The organism is Kitasatospora sp. NBC_00240 (genome assembly GCF_026342405.1).
In the GTDB taxonomy this organism is placed as follows: domain Bacteria; phylum Actinomycetota; class Actinomycetes; order Streptomycetales; family Streptomycetaceae; genus Kitasatospora.
Genome location: NZ_JAPEMU010000001.1, coordinates 3,639,247 through 3,656,346, shown reverse-complemented (window position 1 = coordinate 3,656,346; position 17,100 = coordinate 3,639,247). Strand labels below are relative to the sequence as shown.

Below are 17,100 nucleotides of genomic sequence, written 5' to 3'. Positions count from 1 at the left end.
GTGTAGCTTTGGTCACGGCGACTGTGGAAAGAGATCCTTAATCTTGCTCAGTCGGACGCGGGGGCGGTCGGCCTGGCCGAAATCCCCCGCCCGGCACTCCCCGCCCCGAAGAGTGCTGCCCCGAACAGTGCTCGTCCGAAACGTGCGGCCGCAGCCTCCTGGCCGGCCCCTCCTATCCCAAGGTGTGAAGCGATGTCCCAGCCGGCCAACAACGCCGACCCGTCCACGCTCGTCAGCCGTTCGACGGCGAACCCGCGCCGGACCACGCTGGCCTCGGTCGCGGACTTCGCCGAGCTGCCCGGCGCGCGCCGGCCCGAGGACGTCGTCACGTACTCCACCGAGCTCCCGACCAGCACCGCCAACCCGCGCCGCACGATCCTCCAGGTCGCTCCGGCCGTCGCAGTGCCGCAGGGCTGACGACCGCGGAGCACTCGGGGGCCGGCCCGCCCGCCGGCCCCCGGTGGCCCCGTCTCCGGAGGGCGCCGTCGTCGCACCGCCTGCGGCAACGGCGCCCTCCGGCGTGCGTGGCCCCTCGCGTCCGGTGCCGGCGGCGGCGCGGGCGCCTCCCGGTCGCGGCGCCCCGAAGGGACCTATGGGGCAAAGCGGGCGCCCGAAGGCTCACGCGATAGCCTGGGAGGCGATTGAGCGGGGCCGCGTCAGGCCGAGCGGCCCGCCAGCGCCCGGGCGCGCCCCGGGCGTCCGACGAAGCGAGGGGTAGCCCGACCGTGCGCATTGCCAGGTTTTCCGTCCGAGAAGGCCGAGCCGTGGAGGGCGGGCCCGCTGCCGGCAGCGTCTCCTTCGGCGTGGTCGAGGGTGATGCCTCCCAGCCGGACTCCCTGGTCCTGCACGCCATGGCCGGCCACCCCTTCGGCCAGCCGCAGCTGACCGGTGAGAGCTACCGCATGCAGGACGTGCGCCTGCTCACCCCGATGCTCCCCAACAAGATCGTCGCGGTCGGCCGCAACTACGTGGCGCACGCCGCCGAACTGGGCAACGACGTCCCCGACGTCCCGCTGACCTTCTTCAAGCCCTCCACCGCGGTGATCGGCCCGACCGAGTCCATCGCGTACCCGCCGTTCTCCTCGGACGTCCAGCACGAGGCCGAACTGGCGGTGGTCATCGGCCGGATGTGCCGCGAGGTCCCGCTGGACCGGGTCCCCGAGGTGATCTTCGGCTACACCTGCGCCAACGACGTGACCGCCCGCGACGTCCAGCAGCGCGAGGGCCAGTGGGCCCGCGCCAAGGGCTTCGACACCTCCTGCCCGCTCGGGCCGTGGATCGAGACCGAGCTGGACCCGGCGGACCTCGCGATCACCTGCACCGTCAACGGCGACCTGCGGCAGGCCGGCCGGACCTCCTTGATGGTCCGCTCGATCGCCGAACTGGTCGTCCACATCTCCGAGGCGATGACCCTGCTCCCGGGCGACGTCATCCTCACCGGCACCCCCGCGGGGGTCGGCCCCATCAACGTCGGCGACGAGGTCGCCGTCTCCATCGAAGGCATCGGCACTCTCACCAATAAGGTGATCAAGCGTGGCTAACGCAACCGCAGACCTGGACCCGACGGTCCGGGTCCGCTTCTGTCCGTCCCCGACCGGCAACCCGCACGTCGGCCTGGTCCGCACCGCCCTCTTCAACTGGGCCTTCGCCCGCCACCACGGCGGCACGCTGGTCTTCCGGATCGAGGACACCGACGCGGCCCGCGACTCCGAGGACTCCTACAACCAGCTGCTGGACGCCATGCGCTGGCTCGGCTTCGACTGGGACGAGGGCCCGGAGGTCGGCGGCCCGCACGAGCCGTACCGGCAGTCCCAGCGGATGGACATCTACGCGGACGTCGCCCGCCGCCTGCGCGAGGCCGGCCACGCGTACGAGTGCTACTGCAACACCGAGGAGCTGGACGCCCGCCGCGAGGCGGCCCGCGCGGCCGGCAAGCCCTCCGGCTACGACGGCCACTGCCGGAACCTGACGGACGACCAGGTGGCTGTCTACAAGCTGGAGGGCCGGCAGCCGATCCTGCGCTTCCGGATGCCCGACGGCACCATCACCTTCGACGACCTGGTCCGCGGCACGCTCAGCTTCGAGCCGGAGAACGTGCCGGACTACGGCATCGTCCGTGCCAACGGCGCCCCGCTGTACACCCTGGTCAACCCGGTGGACGACGCGCTGATGGGCATCACCCACGTGCTCCGCGGCGAGGACCTGCTGTCCTCCACCCCCCGCCAGATCGCGCTCTACGCGGCGCTCGCCGAGATCGGTGTCGGCAGCGGCGCCACCCCGCGCTTCGGCCACCTGCCGTACGTGATGGGCGAGGGCAACAAGAAGCTCTCCAAGCGCGACCCGCAGGCCTCGCTCAACCTGTACCGCGAGCGCGGCTTCCTGCCCGAGGGCCTGCTCAACTACCTGGCCCTGCTGGGCTGGTCGCTCTCCGCGGACGACGACCACTTCTCCATGGACGAGCTGGTGGCCGCCTTCGACATCGCGAAGGTGAACGCCAACCCGGCCCGCTTCGACCTGAAGAAGTGCGAGGCGATCAACGCCCGGCACCTGCGCGAGCTGGCCCCGGACGAGTTCGTCCGCCGGCTGGTCCCGTACCTGCAGGCGCCAGGCCTGCTGCCGGCCGAGCCGAGCGCCGAGCAGCTCGACCTGCTGGCGAAGGTGGCCCCGCTCACCCAGGAGCGGATGGTCGTCCTCGGCGAGATCGTCACCATGGCGGGCTTCCTCTTCGTGGCCCCGGCCGACTTCGCCCTGGACCCGGAGGACGCCGCCAAGGTCCTCACCCAGGACGCCCGTCCGGTGCTGGAGGCCAGCATCAAGGCCCTGGAGGCGCTCGGGGACTTCACCCCCGAGCCGATCCAGGCCGCACTGCGCGAGGCCCTGGTGGACGGCCTGGGCATCAAGCCCAAGTTCGCCTTCACGCCGCTGCGGGTGGCCGTCACCGGCCGCCGGGTCTCCCCGCCGCTCTTCGAGTCGATGGAGCTGCTCGGCCGCACCGAGACGCTGCGCCGGCTGGCGGCCGCCCTGGACGCCGTCCCGGCCGCCTGAGCACTCTCGGGCCGCCTCCCTGCGGGCGGGTGCCCGGCCGGCCGGCCGGGCACCCGCCCGCAGGGCGTTTTCGCAGCTCCCGAGGGTCGGCGGGTACCCCCTCGTGGTTATCGATTTTGGAGCCGCGCCCGGCATCGGGTAATGTTCTTTCTGCGCCGCCCGGGAGGGAACGGCGAGGGACCAGAAACCTCGTCAGCACCGAACCTCAGGCGCAACACCGAGCAAGGCCCCGTAGGGGTTGAACTCAGGTGGGGTATGGTGTAATTGGCAGCACGAGTGATTCTGGTTCATTTAGTCTAGGTTCGAGTCCTGGTACCCCAGCGCAGTACGAGCACCACAGCAGTACAAGCCCCCGTTGTGTAGCGGCCTAGCACGCTGCCCTCTCACGGCAGTAGCGCCGGTTCGAATCCGGTCGGGGGTACTGGTCCCGCAAGGGGCCGAGCAGGAACCTGAGCAGTACCCAGTAGTATCGAGCAGTACAAGCCCCCGTTGTGTAGCGGCCTAGCACGCTGCCCTCTCACGGCAGTAGCGCCGGTTCGAATCCGGTCGGGGGTACCAGATCCTTACCACTGTCACCATCCGGATGATGTGAAACCCCGGAGGCGGCGAAGTCGGGATCACTAAGTTTGCCCCCGTTGTGTAGCGGCCTAGCACGCTGCCCTCTCACGGCAGTAGCGCCGGTTCGAATCCGGTCGGGGGTACCAGAGCAGTAAGGCCGGTGGGCTCGCCCATCGGCTGAATGCTTTGTTGGGGTATGGTGTAATTGGCAGCACGAGTGATTCTGGTTCATTTAGTCTAGGTTCGAGTCCTGGTACCCCAGCCAGTTGTTCAGAAAGTCGCAGGCCCCGGTCACCGGGGCCTTTTTTGCGTCTACTGGGCTTTTCCACGCGGAATTCCCGCGGGGCTTTCCCGCGGTATTCGGCTGCGCCCCGCCGCGATTCGGCGCCGACCCGGCCGTCGCCCGGCGGCACCGGTCCCGACCTGGCCGGACGGCCCCGGGCCGGTCCGCCGGGCACGGACGGCGCGGGGTGCCCGCCGAATCGGCCGCCGGGTGTACGTCCGACCCTCGGACCGCGCGTCGGGACCGGCAGTGGCGGTCCCGGAATTCGGCCGGCGGGCCGAAAGTCCGGGCCGCGCCGGAGGCGGAGCGGCCCCGGAGCGGATCGGCACCGAGAACGGGTACCGGAAAGGACCGGCACCGGAACGGACCGGTACAGGAAACGGGTCCGCCCCCGGGAATCCCCGGGGGTGGACCCGTTTCCTGTCGTGACCGGCCACGGCTGCCCGCCGCGGCCTGTGCTCAGCTGCGTCGCAGGGCCTCGGTGAGCCGGTTGGCGGCCTCGATGATGGCCTGGGCGTGCATCCGGCCCGGGTGCCGGGTGAGGCGCTCGATGGGGCCGGAGACCGAGACGGCCGCCACCACGCGGTTGGAGGGCCCGCGGACGGGCGCGGAGACGGACGCCACGCCCGGCTCGCGCTCACCGATCGACTGGGCCCAGCCGCGGCGTCGTACGCCGCTCAGCGCGGTGGCGGTGAAGCGGGCGCCCTGGAGGCCCCGGTGCAGGCGCTCGGGCTCCTCCCAGGCCAGCAGGACCTGGGCGGCGGAGCCGGCCTTCATCGGCAGGGTGCTGCCGACCGGGACGGTGTCCCGCAGACCGGAGAGCCGCTCGGCGGCGGCTACGCAGATCCGCATCTCGCCCTGCCGGCGGTAGAGCTGTGCGCTCTCGCCGGTGACGTCGCGCAGGTGGGTCAGGACCGGGCCCGCGGTGGCGAGCAGCCGGTCCTCGCCCGCCGCGGCGGAGAGTTCGGAGAGTCGGGGGCCGAGGATGAACCGGCCCTGCATGTCCCTGGTGACCAGGCGGTGGTGTTCGAGTGCGACGGCGAGTCGGTGGGCGGTGGGCCGCGCCAAACCGGTGGCGGCGACCAGCCCCGCCAACGTGGCGGGGCCCGACTCCAGTGCGCTCAGCACCAGAGCGGCCTTGTCGAGAACGCCGACGCCGCTAGAGTTGTCCATGCCCTGATACTGCAGTCTCATTCCGCGAGACGCAAGTTCAATCTTCGAGGAAAAGCGCCACTCTTGAGGAAGCAGCCCGGAGGAAACCCCCGCCGACGCCGACAACAGCGGCGCGCAGGGGGACGACGAACCGGCGTGCAGGTTGCCCGGCGCGAGCCTCACCAGGGCGGCAATGGCAGTGACCTCGACCACACGAGAAGGCCGGCAGAGCGGCCGGCTGGAGGGAACCCGATGGGACGGACACTCGCAGAGAAGGTCTGGGACGACCACGTCGTCCGGCGCGCCGAGGGCGAGCCCGACCTGCTCTTCATCGATCTGCACCTGCTGCACGAGGTGACCAGCCCGCAGGCCTTCGACGGCCTCCGGCTGGCCGGTCGCAAGGTCCGCCGGACCGATCTCACGATCGCGACCGAGGACCACAACACCCCCACCCTCGACATTGACAAGCCCATCGCGGACCCGGTTTCCAAGGTGCAGCTGGAGACGCTGCGCCGCAACGCGGCCGAGTTCGGCGTCCGGATCCACTCCCTGGGCGACGTCGAGCAGGGCGTTGTCCACGTGGTGGGCCCCCAGCTGGGACTGACCCAGCCCGGTACCACCGTGGTCTGCGGCGACTCCCACACGTCCACCCACGGTGCGTTCGGCGCGCTGGCGTTCGGCATCGGCACCAGCCAGGTCGAGCACGTGCTGGCCACCCAGACGCTGCCGCTGGCCCCGTTCAGGACCATGGCGATCACCGTCGAGGGCGAGCTGCCCGACGGCGTCACCGCCAAGGACCTGATCCTGGCGATCATCACCAGGATCGGCACCGGCGGCGGCCAGGGCTACGTCCTGGAGTACCGCGGCTCCGCCATCCGCAGCCTCTCCATGGAGGCCCGGATGACCATCTGCAACATGTCCATCGAGGCGGGCGCGCGGGCCGGCATGATCGCCCCCGACCGGACCACCTTCGACTACCTGGAGGGGCGCCCGCACGCCCCCAAGGGCCAGGACTGGGACGACGCGGTCGCGTACTGGGAGACGCTCGGCACCGACGAGGACGCGGTCTTCGACCACGAGATCTTCATCGACGCCACCGAGCTGACCCCGTTCGTCACCTGGGGCACCAACCCGGGCCAGGGCGCCCCGCTCGGCGCCAACGTGCCGGACCCGGCCTCGTTCGCCGACCCGCAGGAGCGGGTCGCGGCCGAGAACGCGCTCAAGTACATGGGCCTGGAGGCCGGTACGCCGCTGCGCGAGGTCAAGGTCGACGCCGTCTTCGTCGGCTCCTGCACCAACGGCCGGATCGAGGACCTGCGCGCCGCTGCCGCCATCCTGGACGGCAACCGGATCGCCGACGGCGTGCGGATGCTGGTCGTCCCCGGCTCCGTCCGGGTCGCCCTGCAGGCCATCGAGGAGGGCCTGGACAAGGTCTTCACCGCCGCCGGCGCCGAATGGCGGCACGCGGGCTGCTCGATGTGCCTGGGCATGAACCCGGACCAGCTGGCGCCGGGCGAGCGCTGCGCCTCCACCTCGAACCGCAACTTCGAAGGCCGGCAGGGCAAGGGCGGACGCACCCACCTGGTCTCGCCGCAGGTCGCCGCCGCCACCGCACTGCTGGGCCGGCTGGCCGCACCTGCCGACCTCACGTCCGACATCACCGTGGAGGCCTGAGCCGCATGGAGAAGTTCACCACCCACACCGGCACGGCCGTTCCGCTGCGCCGCAGCAACGTCGACACCGACCAGATCATCCCGGCCCACTGGCTGAAGAAGGTCACCCGCAACGGTTTCGAGGACGGCCTCTTCGAAGCCTGGCGCAAGGACGAGTCGTTCATCCTCAACCAGCCCGAGCGCAGCGGCGCCACGGTGCTGGTGGCGGGTCCCGAGTTCGGCACCGGATCCTCCCGCGAGCACGCCGTCTGGGCGCTGCAGAACTACGGTTTCCACGCTGTCATCTCCTCGCGCTTCGCCGACATCTTCCGCGGCAACTCGCTGAAGAACGGCCTGCTCACGGTGCTGCTGCCGCAGGAGACCGTGGAGCGGCTGTGGGCCCTCACCGAGGCCGACCCGACCGCCGAGATCACGGTGGACCTGGAGACCCGCGAGGTGCGCGCCGAGGGCGTCACGGCGGCATTCGAGCTGGACGACAATGTCCGCTGGCGGCTGCTGAACGGCCTCGACGACATCAGCATCACCCTGCAGAACGAGGGTGACATCGCGGCCTTCGAGACCACCCGTCCGGCCTTCAAACCGCGTACCCTGCCGGTCGCCTGAGACCGCGCTTTCGGTGACCTTCCGCGATGGCCCGTCCCCCCTCGGGGGGGCGGGCCATCGCCGCGTCGCGGAGCCGACTTAGGGCCTGACGTGGGCTCCCGATAAACCCGCGCGCAGCACAACTCCGCGCAGATGGCACAATCAGTACATGCACCGGCACCATGAACCTCCGTACGCGGGGCGCGAACCCGCGTCGTCGGAGACCACGGGCCGGGGAGCCGAACGCCGAATTGACGATCGGCCGGACGACGACGGCACCTCGCCGGACGAGGTGCCGGACGACCCGGAAGTCGCAGCGCTCTTCGCGCTTGTGGCCGAGCGGTTGAAGCAAGCTCACGCCCGCGTGCATGCGCTGAACGTGTCTGCCGATGCAAAGACCGCTCTCACCCGTCAACTGCTGATCGTCACCGAGGCCGCCAAGCGCGATCTTCCGGAGGCGGCAAGGCGGTTGAGTCGCTTTGTCCAAGACCTCGACGAGGGGCCCCCGCCCGTCCGCTGAGGTCGCAGACGCGCAAATCCATTGCGACACTAGGGTGATTCGCGCGTTTGGTAATTGAAAGTCCGCAGATACATACCTAACGTGCGAATTGAACGGATGGAATCATCCGGCGCCCGTTTCTGAAGGGGAAGACGTGAACAAGGCTCAGCTTGTCGAAGCGGTGGCCGAGCAGCTGGGCGGTCGCAAGGCTGCCGCAGAGGCCGTCGACGCAGTGCTCGACACCATGGTGCGTGCCGTTGTCGCGGGTGACCGGGTCTCGGTCACCGGCTTCGGCACCTTCGAGAAGGTGGAGCGCTCCGCGCGCTTCGCCCGCAACCCGCAGACCGGCGAGAAGGTCAAGGTCAAGAAGACCTCGGTGCCTCGCTTCCGCCCCGGCCAGGGCTTCAAGGACCTGGTGAGCGGCAGCAAGAAGCTGCCGAAGGAGGGCCCGTCGGTCAAGAAGGCCCCCAAGGGTTCGCTCACCCCGGGCAAGTCCGGTACGACCGCCGCCGTCAAGCGTGCCGCCACCAAGCGCGCCGCGACCGCCGCCGCCGCTGCCCCGGCCGCGACCAAGAAGACGGCCGCGAAGAAGACGGCCACCACCACCGCCGCCGCCGCGAAGAAGACCACGGCGACCACGGCCAAGAAGGCGGCCGCGGTCAAGAAGACCACCACCGCCGCCGCGAAGAAGACCACGGCGACCACGGCCAAGAAGGCCGCCGCCGTCAAGAAGACCGCGGCCACCCCCGCCCCCGCGGCCAAGAAGACCACGACGGCCAAGAAGGCCACCACGGTCAAGAAGACCGCCCCGGCCAAGAAGACCACCACGCGCAAGACCACCGCGCGCAAGACCACCGCGAAGTAGTCCCTTCGCACGGTCCTCGGGCGACGACCCCCGCACGGGGTCGTGAGCCGTGGCGGCCCGCCCACTCGGAACTCCGGGTGGGGGGCCGCCACGGCTCTTTTGCGTGCCGTGCGTTCGGCGGTGGCCGGCGGGCCGGTGGGTCGGCCGGGCGATCCGGCCGGGGCGCTCGGCGCGGCGGTGGCCGGCCGGGCCGGTGGCGGGTGCGCCGTCAGCGGCGTTCGATCGGGAACTCGTACGCGATTTCCCACAGAGCGTCGGGAATGACGATGTCGGCGGTCTCGACCGCCCGGCCGTCCAGGTCGAAATAGGTCCGCTCGACCAGGGTGACCAGGTCGCCGGCCGAGATGCCGAGCAGGTGGGCCTGTTCGGTGGTGGCCCGGCCGGGGCGGGGGAGTTCGACCGCGAAATCGACCACCACGCCGATCGAGGCCATTCGCTCCACCACGCCCCGGCCCGCCAGCGGGCCGAATTCGGGCATCAGCACCGGCGTCCCGTCGGTGACGGCCATCGGCTCCCAGCTCTCCGCGAGCTGGGCGGGCCGGCCGTCGGCGAGGAATTCGTAGCAGGTCCGCACGGTGAGGTCGCCCGGGGCGATGTTCAGCCGGTGGGCGATGTGTTCGGACGCCGGGGTGCGGACATGACTGTTCGACTCCCAGCTGCCCGTTCGGCCCTGTTCGCGCAGCCGGGTGCGGAAGGGTGAATCCGCGTGCCGGTCGCTGAGCCGGGCGCGGACCATCCGGGAGCGCTCGGTGGGGGTTCTGACGTAGGTGCCGGATCCCGCCCGCCCTTCCAGCAGGCCTTCGGCGATCAGCCGTTCCTGCGCCCGCTGCAGGACGTTGGCGCCCACCCCGTAGGCCAGCGCGAGCTGCGCGCGGGAGGGCAGCCGCTCGCCGGGCGGCCATTCGCCCTCGGCGATGCGACGGCGCAGGTCGTCCGAGATCTGCAGGTACGGGGGCACCTCTGAGGGCATCTGGCTCTCCCGGCGGCAGGCTCCACCGCTGCCGGTTGCGGCAGGGCGGGTATTTCAGCGTTGACAATCTAATGCATCAGGTGGAATCTAATGCTTTAGATTCACAGTCTGTGACTGTCTGCTCTCGGGGAGAGTCGGTGCGTGCCCACACCAAGGCGTTTGACCTGGCAGTTCGTCTCGCCGAGGCGGCCGGCACCCGGGCCCGCGTCCGTTGCCGGCGGGAGGGCGGCTTCCTGGTGGAGGCGGCGGTACCCGGCGACCTGGGGGACGAGGCGCATCGCGCGGTGCTGGCCGTGCTGGCCGGGGCCGACCGCTACGGGCACCAGTACACCGACGCGGCCCAGGCCGTCTGGGCCGAACTCGACGAGGAGCGGGAGCAACCAGGGTGAAGAGCGGCGGGACCGACCGGGCCGGCGGCGCGGTGACGGTGGAGATCGAGGACATCGCCGAGCCGGCGACGTTCAGCAGGCTGCCGGACGCGGTGGCGGCACTCTGGGAGGCGCTGCGGGTGCTGCCGCTGGGCTGGACCCAGTACGAGGCGTACCGCCACTTCCTCGGCCCGGGCGCGGTCCGGCGGGTGGAGGAATCCATCGAGCGGGACGGCGAGTTGAGTCTGAGCTTCCGGCTGGCCGGACGGCTGCACCTGGTCCGGATCGCCCCGGCGCACCGGGCCGGGCCGACGGGCGGTTATGAGAGCCCGTCGTGAGGGCTCGTCGCGACGGTGGCCGTGAGCGGGCGGAGGCGGCCGTACGGCGGTGGTGGCTGCTGCTGCGGTGCGGGCAGCGGCGGAGGGGGCGCGGCGTGGCCGGCCCGGTCCGGCCCGGTCCGCCGAGGTCCCGACCGGCTCAGAGCATCGGGTCGGGGAAGGTCTGCAGGGTCACGAAGACCACCCGGCGGGCCTCGCCCTCGCCCTCGGTGCGGATCCGTACCCGCTGGCCCGGCCGCAGCAGCCGCAGGCCGCCGGCGTCGAACGCGGCGGTGTCGAACGGCACCGGGGTGCCGTCGTCGAGCAGCACGGAGCCCGCCCGGGTGTCGGGGTCGTAGGTGAACGCGGTGGCCTGCATGCGAGCAGCATATCGAGCCGCCCGGGGCGGGCGGCGGGGTGCGGCCGGTCCGGCGGCCCGTGGGTGGGGGGGCGCGTCCGGTGGGAGGACGTGCGGTCGGGAGGAAGGCCGGTCGGGAGGACGGCCGGGCGCCCGGGCGGGAGGTGCCCGCGACGGCGGGTCAGACCAGGGCCGCCGCGGCCGCCGCGGTGTACGGGCCCACCCCGAGGGCGAGGGCCTGGACGAAGTCCTCGCCGGTGTCCACGTCGCGGCGCACCGACGGCACGTCCGGCAAGGTGATCTCGTGCGCGCCGCCGGCCGCGTGCCGGGCCCGGGAGCCCCCGCCGAAGGCCGGCGCGAGTTGCGCGCCGGGGGCGCACGCCAGCAGGGTCGTGCCGACACCGGGGGAATCCGCGAGGAAGGCCCGGCCGCCGGTGGGTACGGCGCCCAGGACGCGGGCGAGTTCGGCCGGGCGCAGGGCGGGCAGGTCCGCCGAGAGAGCGGCCAACGGGGCGTCCGGCCCGATCCTGCGCGCGTACGCGGCGCCGTGCGCCAGCGCGGCGTTGAGGCCGCCGCCGGGCTCGTCCGCGACCACCACCGCCCCGAGCGCGGCGAGCCGCCGCCCGGCCAGCCGGTCGCCGGTCACCACCAGGACCCGGGACACGCCCGGGCAGGCGAGTGCCGCGGCGACGGTGTCGAGGGCGAACGACAGGGCCAGGTCGGCGCGGTGCGGCCCGGCGAACGGGGCGAGTCGGCTCTTGGCGAGCCCCAGCGGCTTGAGCGGGAGCACCAGCGACCACCCGTCGGTGGGTGCGGGGGGCGGGAGGGTGCCGTCGGGGCGTACCGTGTCCTGGGTCATCGGCGCCATTGTGGCGCCGGTCCCGGAACCCCCGCCAGGCCGCCTCGTCCGGGCTGACGTGCGATTGATCACGTGAGCCGGTCCGGTCCGGAGGGGTTGCTCGACAGCCGGTGAGCGGTCGCGCGAAACTGTTCCGCGCTCGGCCCCGAGCGCCGGACCCCCGGCCGGGGACACCGGGAGGCGACTGACCTGCGACACCCCACGTGTCGCACCGGATGAGGAGGACCTGGGGTGGCCCGCCGCTCGTACGCCGCTTTCGGCAACGCCGACTACGGCATCTGGTACCGCTTCGCGGCCGTGCTGGTGAAACCGGTGACGACCGCCCTGGTGAAGCCGGACTGGCGGGGTTGGGAGCACCTCCCGAAGGAGGGCGGCTTCCTCGCCGCGGTCAACCACAACTCGATCATCGACCCGGTGGTCTACGCGCACTGGCAGTACAACAGCGGGCGGCCGCCGCGGATACTGGGCAAGTCCTCGCTGTTCTCGGTGCCGTTCATCGGGTTCATGCTGCGCAAGACCGGCCAGATCCCGGTGTTCCGGGAGTCCACCGACGCCGCGCAGGCGTTCCGGGCGGCCATCGACGCCGTCAACAACGGCCAGTGCGTGCAGTTCTACCCCGAGGGCACCCTCACCCGGGACCCGGACCTCTGGCCGATGACCGGCAAGAGCGGGGTGGCGCGGGTGGCGCTGATGACCGGGGCGCCGGTCGTCCCGGTGGCGCACTGGGGCGCCCACGAGATCATCCCGCCGTACGGCCGGGCCACCGCGGGGCGCGGGAAGTTCAACCTCTTCCCCCGGCACACCGTGGTGGTGGCGGCCGGTCCGCCGGTGGACCTCAGCCGCTACCAGGGGCTCGAACTGACCCCGCAGGTGCTGCGCGACGCCACCGAGGACATCATGGTGGCGATCACCGAGGTGCTGGCCGGCATCCGCGGCGAGCAGCCGCCCGCCGAGCGCTACGACATGCGCACCGCCGCCCGGGCCCGCGCGGTCAAGGCCACCGCCGAGCGGCACCGGGCCGCCGACGGGCGGCCCCAGAGCCCGGCGGGCACCGGCACGGGTACCGACGACAGCACCACCGAGGAGAACAGCCAGTGACCCGTTGCGCGGTGTTCGGTACCGGATCGTGGGGCACCGCCTTCGCGATGATCCTCGCCGACGCGGGCTGCGAGGTGGCCCTGTGGGGCCGCCGGCAGGAGCTGGTCGACGCGGTCAACACGACGCACGAGAACCCGGACTACCTTCCGGGGGTCCGGCTGTCCGACGCGATCACGGCGACCACCGACCCGGCCGCCGCCCTGGCCGGCGCGGAGTTCGCGGTGCTGGCGGTGCCCTCCCAGACGCTGCGGCAGAACCTGGCCGCCTGGGCGCCGCTGCTGGAGCCCGGCACGGTGCTGGTCAGCCTGATGAAGGGCATCGAACTGGGCACCGCGAAGCGGATGAGCGAGGTCATCGCCGAGGTCGCGGGGGTGGGCCCGGAGCGGGTGGCGGTCGTCAGCGGCCCCAACCTGGCCCGTGAGATCGCCAACCGGCAGCCCGCCGCGACCGTGGTGGCCTGCAGCGACGAGGTGGTCGCCAAGCGGCTCCAGACGGCCTGCCACACGCCGTACTTCCGCCCGTACACCAACACCGACGTGGTCGGCTGCGAACTGGGCGGCGCGGTCAAGAACGTGATCGGCCTGGCGGTCGGCATGGCGGACGGGATGGGTCTGGGCGACAACACCAAGGCGACGCTGATCACCCGCGGCCTGGCCGAGACCACCCGGCTGGGGGCCGCGCTCGGCGCCGACCCGTACACCTTCGCCGGGCTCGCCGGGATGGGCGACCTGGTCGCGACCTGCTCCTCGCCGCTCTCGCGCAACCACACCTTCGGCACCAACCTGGGGCGCGGCATGACGCTGGCCGAGGCGGTGGCGGCGACCAGCCAGACCGCCGAGGGCGTCAAGTCCTGCGAGTCGGTGCTGGACCTGGCCAGGCGGACCGGGGTCGACATGCCGATCGTCGAGGCCGTGGTGGACGTGGTGCACAACGGACGCCCCACCCAGGAGGTCCTGGCGGCGCTGATGGCCCGCTCGGCCAAGCCCGAGCGCCGGTAGCGCCGGCGGGCCGCCGGCGCGGGCGGCCCCCGCGCCGGGGCTCGGGACACGGCCCCGGCGGGTAACACCGACGCAAAGGGTCGCACGGTAGTCTCATGGCCGATATGAGCATCGAACAGACCCCCCCGAACCAGTCCGCCGCCGCCACGAAGCCGCGGGTGGCGATCGTCTTCGGCGGGCGAAGCTCCGAGCACGCCATCTCGGTCTCCACCGCGGGCAGTGTGCTCAGGGCCATCGACCGCGACAAGTACGAGGTGCTGCCGATCGGCATCACCCACGAGGGCCGCTGGGCCCTGGTCAGCGACGACCCCGCCCGGATGGCCATCACCGACGGCAAGCTGCCGGACGTGGCCCAGGTGGCCGAGTCCGGCGAGGGTCAGGTCGCGCTGCCGATCGGCCCGGGCGCCCGCGAGGTGGTCTGGAACGAGCCGGGCGCCGTTCCCAAGGCCCTCGGCGAGGTCGACGTCGTCCTGCCGCTGCTGCACGGCCCATGGGGCGAGGACGGCACCCTGCAGGGCCTGCTGGAGCTCTCCGGCGTGCCGTACGTCGGCAACGGCGTGCTGGCCAGCGCGGTCGGCATGGACAAGGAGTTCACCAAGCGGATCCTCGCCTCGCACGGCATCGGCGTGGGCACCTACACGGTGGTCCGCCCGCGCGAGTGGGAGTCCGAGGCCGGCCGCGCCGCCGCCCGCGAGCGGGTCGCGGCGCTCGGCCTGCCGCTGTTCGTCAAGCCCTGCCGGGCCGGCTCCAGCATGGGCATCACCAAGGTCAAGGACCTCGCCGACCTCGACGCCGCGATCGACGAGGCGCGCCGGCACGACCCCAAGGTGATCGTCGAGGCCGGTGTCTCGGGCCGCGAGATCGAGTGCGCCGTACTGGAGTTCGAGGACGGGCCGCGGGCCAGCGTGCCCGCCGAGATCGTGGTCGGCGGCGGCTACGAGTTCTACGACTTCGAGGCCAAGTACATCGACTCCTCCGAGGTGCAGATCCCGGCCCGGCTGACCGAGTCGCAGACCGCCGAGATCCGCCGGCAGGCGGTCGCCGCGTTCGAGGCGCTCGGCTGCGAGGGCCTGGCCCGGGTCGACTTCTTCCTGCTGGACGACGGCGGCTGGATGGTCAACGAGATCAACACCATGCCCGGCTTCACGCCCATCTCGGCGTTCCCGAAGATGTGGGAGGCCAGCGGCCTGGCCTACCCGGAGCTGATCGACCGGCTGCTGACGGCTGCGCTGCGCCGCTCCACCGGCCTGCGCTAGGCCCGCCCGGGCAGCACACGCCACGGCTGTCGGGCCGGGCCCCGCACGGGGCCCGGCCCCACGGCCGTCAGGGCGCCGGCGAGGTGCTCGCGGCTCCCGGCAGCGGCTCGTTCCAGACCGGGACGCTCGCCTTCACGGCGTCGGAGAGGGTGGGGAGCGGGTCGGCGTAGCTGGGGTAGGCCCCGGCGGGGACGCTCACCTCGACGTTGGCCTCGCGCAGCGTGGTGGTGAACCGGTAGCCGCCCTCGCCGTCCGGCTCGTCGAACCACTGGACGCCGTTCACCTCGGGCGCGCTCTTCAGCGCCTGCGGGCCGTTGAGCGCGTCGGGGCGGGGCACTCCGCAGCGCAGCACCGTCCGCGGCGAGCTGCTCCAGATCACCACGTAGGGCGAGTCGGAGTGCTCACGGCCGTGGCCGGTCAGCCGCTGCGGCAGGGCGCGCGCGAGCGCCTCGCAGTACGGCACTTCCTTCGCCCTGGGCGTGGGCGTGACGGGCGCCGCCGGCGCCCCCCAGGTGCCGACCAGCAGGATCACGCAGCCGAGCAGCGCCACGGGTGCGGCCAGCCACCGGACGGGGGCCGGGAGGGCCTTGAGGGCGTGGGTCGCACGGGCGGCTCGGATCACCCGACGATGGTAGTGCGGCCCGCGGGCGGGCCGTCCCGGGGGAGCGGTCTACAGGTGGACCACCGGGCAGGTCAGCGTCCGGGTGATTCCCTCGACCTGCTGAACCTGGGCGACCACCATCCGCCCCAGGTCGTCGACGGTTTCCGCCTCGGCCCGGACGATCACGTCGTACGGGCCGGTGACGTCCTCGGCCTGCAGGACGCCCGGGATCTTGGCGATGGACTCGGCCACCGAGGTGGCCTTGCCCACCTCGGTCTGGACCAGGATGTACGCATGTACCACGAGGACCTCCAGGGCGGCTGGGTACGGAGATCGCCGCCGTGATCGCCCGTGGAGCGTGGTGGGGGTGGGTTCACCGGCAGTCTGATCACCACGCTACCGCGCTGCGGGCCGGGTGGGGGAGACCTCTGCACGGTCCGAGGGCGTACGCTGCGCGCTGGGGGCGCGCCCCGGCCGCAGGCCGCGGTGGGGCGTACGGCCGGCCGGACGCCGGCGAGATCCAGCACGACGTGAGAGGACGGCACATGCAGGGGACCGTGGGCGAGCTCGGCGAGTTCGGACTCATCAAGGAGCTGACCGCCAGGCTGCAGCCCACCCCGGCGGTCGACCTCGGTCCGGGCGACGACGCCGCCGTGGTCCGGGCGCCCGACGGCCGGGTGGTGGCCACCACCGACGTCCTGGTCGAGGGCCGGCACTTCCGCCGGGACTGGTCCACCGCGTACGACGTGGGCCGCAAGTCGGCGGCGCAGAACCTCGCCGACATCGCCGCGATGGGCGCCGTGCCGACCGCGATACTGCTCGGCCTGGTCGCGCCCGCCGACCTCCCCACCACCTGGGCCACCGAGCTGATGGACGGGCTGCGCGACGAGTGCCAGGTGGCGGGGGCGGCGGTGGTCGGCGGCGACGTGGTGCGCGGTGACACCATCACCCTGGCGATCACGGCGCTCGGGGACCTCCAGGGGCGCGCGCCCGTGGTCCGCTCCGGCGCGCAGGCCGGGGACGTGGTCGCGGTGACCGGGTGGCTCGGCTGGTCCGCGGCCGGCCTGACCGTCCTTCAGCGCGGCTTCCGCTCCCCGCGGGCCTTCGTCGAGGCGCACCGCCGGCCCGAGCCGCCGTACCACGCCGGCCCGGCCGCGGCCGAGCTCGGCGCCACCGCCATGATCGACGTCAGCGACGGGCTGGTCGCGGACCTCGGCCATGTCGCGAAGGCCAGCGGGGTCGACATCGACCTGCGGGCGGCGGACTTCGACATCCCGGCCCAGATGGCGGACATCGGCCAGGCGGTCGGCGTGGACCCGCTGGTCTGGGTGCTCTCCGGCGGGGAGGACCACGCGATCGTGGCGACCTTCCCCGCCGCCGCCCAACTGCCCGCCCGCTGGCGGGTGATCGGCGAGGTGGTTCGGGTGGCCGGCCCCTCGCGGGGCGGCCGGGTCACGGTGGACGGCGCGCCCTGGGACCGGGTCGGCGGTTGGGACCATTTCGCCGAGTGATCCCCCGAGTGGGCCGCGCCCGCCGGGGAAGGGGTCCGGGGCAGGGCGGAGCGCGTAGGCTGGCCGTCAAATGTCAGGCCCTGCCCGCTTTGTCCGGTACATGAGGA

The 17,100-nt window shown here is 72.5% G+C and carries 19 protein-coding genes and 5 tRNA genes; 18 read left to right on the top strand and 6 right to left on the bottom strand.

Annotated features, from left to right (window positions below):
• The first annotated feature begins 192 nt into the window (after nt 1–192).
• The 8 genes from OG689_RS15445 to OG689_RS15410 all read left to right on the top strand — a co-directional run bounded on the left by OG689_RS15445 (nt 193) and on the right by OG689_RS15410 (nt 3,868).
• Nucleotides 193–417 carry a hypothetical protein gene (locus tag OG689_RS15445; RefSeq protein ID WP_266320906.1) on the top strand — a complete coding sequence of 75 codons (225 nt, stop codon included), beginning with the start codon at nt 193–195 and terminating at the stop codon, nt 415–417.
• Between the two features lie 347 nt (nt 418–764).
• Nucleotides 765–1,541 carry a fumarylacetoacetate hydrolase family protein gene (locus OG689_RS15440; protein ID WP_323189295.1) on the top strand — a complete coding sequence of 259 codons (777 nt, stop codon included), beginning with the start codon at nt 765–767 and terminating at the stop codon, nt 1,539–1,541.
• Complete coding sequence (gltX, locus tag OG689_RS15435; RefSeq protein ID WP_266320903.1) at nt 1,534–3,045, top strand: glutamate--tRNA ligase; 1,512 nt, start codon at nt 1,534–1,536, stop codon at nt 3,043–3,045. The genes OG689_RS15440 and gltX overlap by 8 nt, the downstream gene beginning before the upstream one ends.
• A 249-nt stretch (nt 3,046–3,294) precedes the next feature.
• Nucleotides 3,295–3,366 (top strand) — tRNA-Gln (locus tag OG689_RS15430).
• 27 nt (nt 3,367–3,393) lie between these two features.
• Nucleotides 3,394–3,466 (top strand) — tRNA-Glu (locus tag OG689_RS15425).
• Between the two features lie 61 nt (nt 3,467–3,527).
• A tRNA-Glu gene (locus OG689_RS15420) sits at nt 3,528–3,603 on the top strand.
• Nucleotides 3,604–3,673: 70 nt separating this feature from the next.
• Nucleotides 3,674–3,749: transfer RNA gene (locus OG689_RS15415), tRNA-Glu, on the top strand.
• Nucleotides 3,750–3,793: 44 nt separating this feature from the next.
• Nucleotides 3,794–3,868: transfer RNA gene (locus OG689_RS15410), tRNA-Gln, on the top strand.
• Nucleotides 3,869–4,345: 477 nt separating this feature from the next.
• On the opposite strand, the gene ndgR is transcribed toward OG689_RS15410, so the two are convergent.
• Nucleotides 4,346–5,059 (bottom strand): IclR family transcriptional regulator NdgR, encoded by a 714-nt coding sequence (ndgR, locus tag OG689_RS15405; RefSeq protein ID WP_266320902.1) that lies wholly within the window; start codon nt 5,057–5,059, stop codon nt 4,346–4,348.
• 231 nt (nt 5,060–5,290) lie between these two features.
• Between ndgR and leuC the strand changes: the two genes are divergently transcribed.
• From leuC to OG689_RS15385, 4 genes are all read left to right on the top strand, one after another.
• Nucleotides 5,291–6,712: a 3-isopropylmalate dehydratase large subunit gene (gene leuC / locus OG689_RS15400; protein ID WP_266320901.1), complete on the top strand. Its 1,422-nt coding sequence runs from the start codon at nt 5,291–5,293 to the stop codon at nt 6,710–6,712.
• 5 nt (nt 6,713–6,717) lie between these two features.
• Complete coding sequence (leuD, locus tag OG689_RS15395; RefSeq protein WP_266320899.1) at nt 6,718–7,314, top strand: 3-isopropylmalate dehydratase small subunit; 597 nt, start codon at nt 6,718–6,720, stop codon at nt 7,312–7,314.
• A gap of 271 nt (nt 7,315–7,585) precedes the next feature.
• Entirely contained in the window at nt 7,586–7,813 is a 228-nt protein-coding gene (locus tag OG689_RS15390; RefSeq protein WP_073926024.1) for a hypothetical protein, read from the top strand.
• A gap of 133 nt (nt 7,814–7,946) precedes the next feature.
• A complete protein-coding gene (locus OG689_RS15385) occupies nt 7,947–8,657 on the top strand; it encodes an HU family DNA-binding protein (protein WP_266320897.1) in 711 nt (236 codons plus the stop codon).
• A gap of 208 nt (nt 8,658–8,865) precedes the next feature.
• Here the strand turns inward: OG689_RS15385 and OG689_RS15380 are convergent, their stop codons facing one another.
• Nucleotides 8,866–9,627 (bottom strand): GntR family transcriptional regulator, encoded by a 762-nt coding sequence (locus OG689_RS15380; RefSeq protein WP_266320895.1) that lies wholly within the window; start codon nt 9,625–9,627, stop codon nt 8,866–8,868.
• A 137-nt stretch (nt 9,628–9,764) separates the two neighbouring features.
• Here OG689_RS15380 and OG689_RS15375 point away from each other — a divergent pair, with 137 nt between their 5' ends.
• Together OG689_RS15375 and OG689_RS15370 are read left to right on the top strand one after the other, a co-directional pair.
• Nucleotides 9,765–10,016 carry a hypothetical protein gene (locus tag OG689_RS15375; RefSeq protein WP_266320893.1) on the top strand — a complete coding sequence of 84 codons (252 nt, stop codon included), beginning with the start codon at nt 9,765–9,767 and terminating at the stop codon, nt 10,014–10,016.
• Nucleotides 10,013–10,333, top strand: a complete 321-nt coding sequence (locus OG689_RS15370) for a hypothetical protein (RefSeq protein WP_266320891.1) — start codon at nt 10,013–10,015, stop codon at nt 10,331–10,333. Before OG689_RS15375 ends, OG689_RS15370 begins: the two co-directional genes overlap by 4 nt.
• Nucleotides 10,334–10,472: 139 nt before the next feature.
• Here OG689_RS15370 and OG689_RS15365 read toward each other — a convergent pair whose 3' ends face one another.
• Nucleotides 10,473–10,691 (bottom strand): hypothetical protein, encoded by a 219-nt coding sequence (locus OG689_RS15365; protein WP_266320890.1) that lies wholly within the window; start codon nt 10,689–10,691, stop codon nt 10,473–10,475.
• A gap of 160 nt (nt 10,692–10,851) precedes the next feature.
• Nucleotides 10,852–11,529 (bottom strand): 2-phospho-L-lactate guanylyltransferase, encoded by a 678-nt coding sequence (gene cofC, locus OG689_RS15360; protein WP_266320888.1) that lies wholly within the window; start codon nt 11,527–11,529, stop codon nt 10,852–10,854.
• Nucleotides 11,530–11,760: 231 nt separating this feature from the next.
• On the opposite strand from cofC, the gene OG689_RS15355 reads away from it, so the two are divergent.
• The 3 genes from OG689_RS15355 to OG689_RS15345 all read left to right on the top strand — a co-directional run bounded on the left by OG689_RS15355 (nt 11,761) and on the right by OG689_RS15345 (nt 14,881).
• The gene (locus OG689_RS15355) at nt 11,761–12,627 is read left to right on the top strand and encodes a lysophospholipid acyltransferase family protein (RefSeq protein WP_266320886.1); all 867 of its coding nucleotides are present in this window, start codon (nt 11,761–11,763) and stop codon (nt 12,625–12,627) included.
• Complete coding sequence (locus tag OG689_RS15350; RefSeq protein ID WP_266320884.1) at nt 12,624–13,625, top strand: NAD(P)H-dependent glycerol-3-phosphate dehydrogenase; 1,002 nt, start codon at nt 12,624–12,626, stop codon at nt 13,623–13,625. The genes OG689_RS15355 and OG689_RS15350 overlap by 4 nt, the downstream gene beginning before the upstream one ends.
• A 104-nt stretch (nt 13,626–13,729) precedes the next feature.
• Nucleotides 13,730–14,881 carry a D-alanine--D-alanine ligase family protein gene (locus OG689_RS15345; protein ID WP_266320883.1) on the top strand — a complete coding sequence of 384 codons (1,152 nt, stop codon included), beginning with the start codon at nt 13,730–13,732 and terminating at the stop codon, nt 14,879–14,881.
• Nucleotides 14,882–14,948: 67 nt separating this feature from the next.
• On the opposite strand, the gene OG689_RS15340 is transcribed toward OG689_RS15345, so the two are convergent.
• Both OG689_RS15340 and OG689_RS15335 read right to left on the bottom strand, forming a co-directional pair.
• Nucleotides 14,949–15,503, bottom strand: coding sequence for a DUF3515 domain-containing protein (locus OG689_RS15340; protein WP_266320881.1), 555 nt, complete (start codon nt 15,501–15,503; stop codon nt 14,949–14,951).
• A gap of 48 nt (nt 15,504–15,551) precedes the next feature.
• Nucleotides 15,552–15,785: an Lrp/AsnC family transcriptional regulator gene (locus OG689_RS15335; RefSeq protein WP_073926015.1), complete on the bottom strand. Its 234-nt coding sequence runs from the start codon at nt 15,783–15,785 to the stop codon at nt 15,552–15,554.
• A gap of 242 nt (nt 15,786–16,027) precedes the next feature.
• Here OG689_RS15335 and OG689_RS15330 point away from each other — a divergent pair, with 242 nt between their 5' ends.
• Nucleotides 16,028–16,993: a thiamine-phosphate kinase gene (locus OG689_RS15330; protein WP_073926014.1), complete on the top strand. Its 966-nt coding sequence runs from the start codon at nt 16,028–16,030 to the stop codon at nt 16,991–16,993.
• The last annotated feature ends 107 nt before the right edge of the window (nt 16,994–17,100 follow it).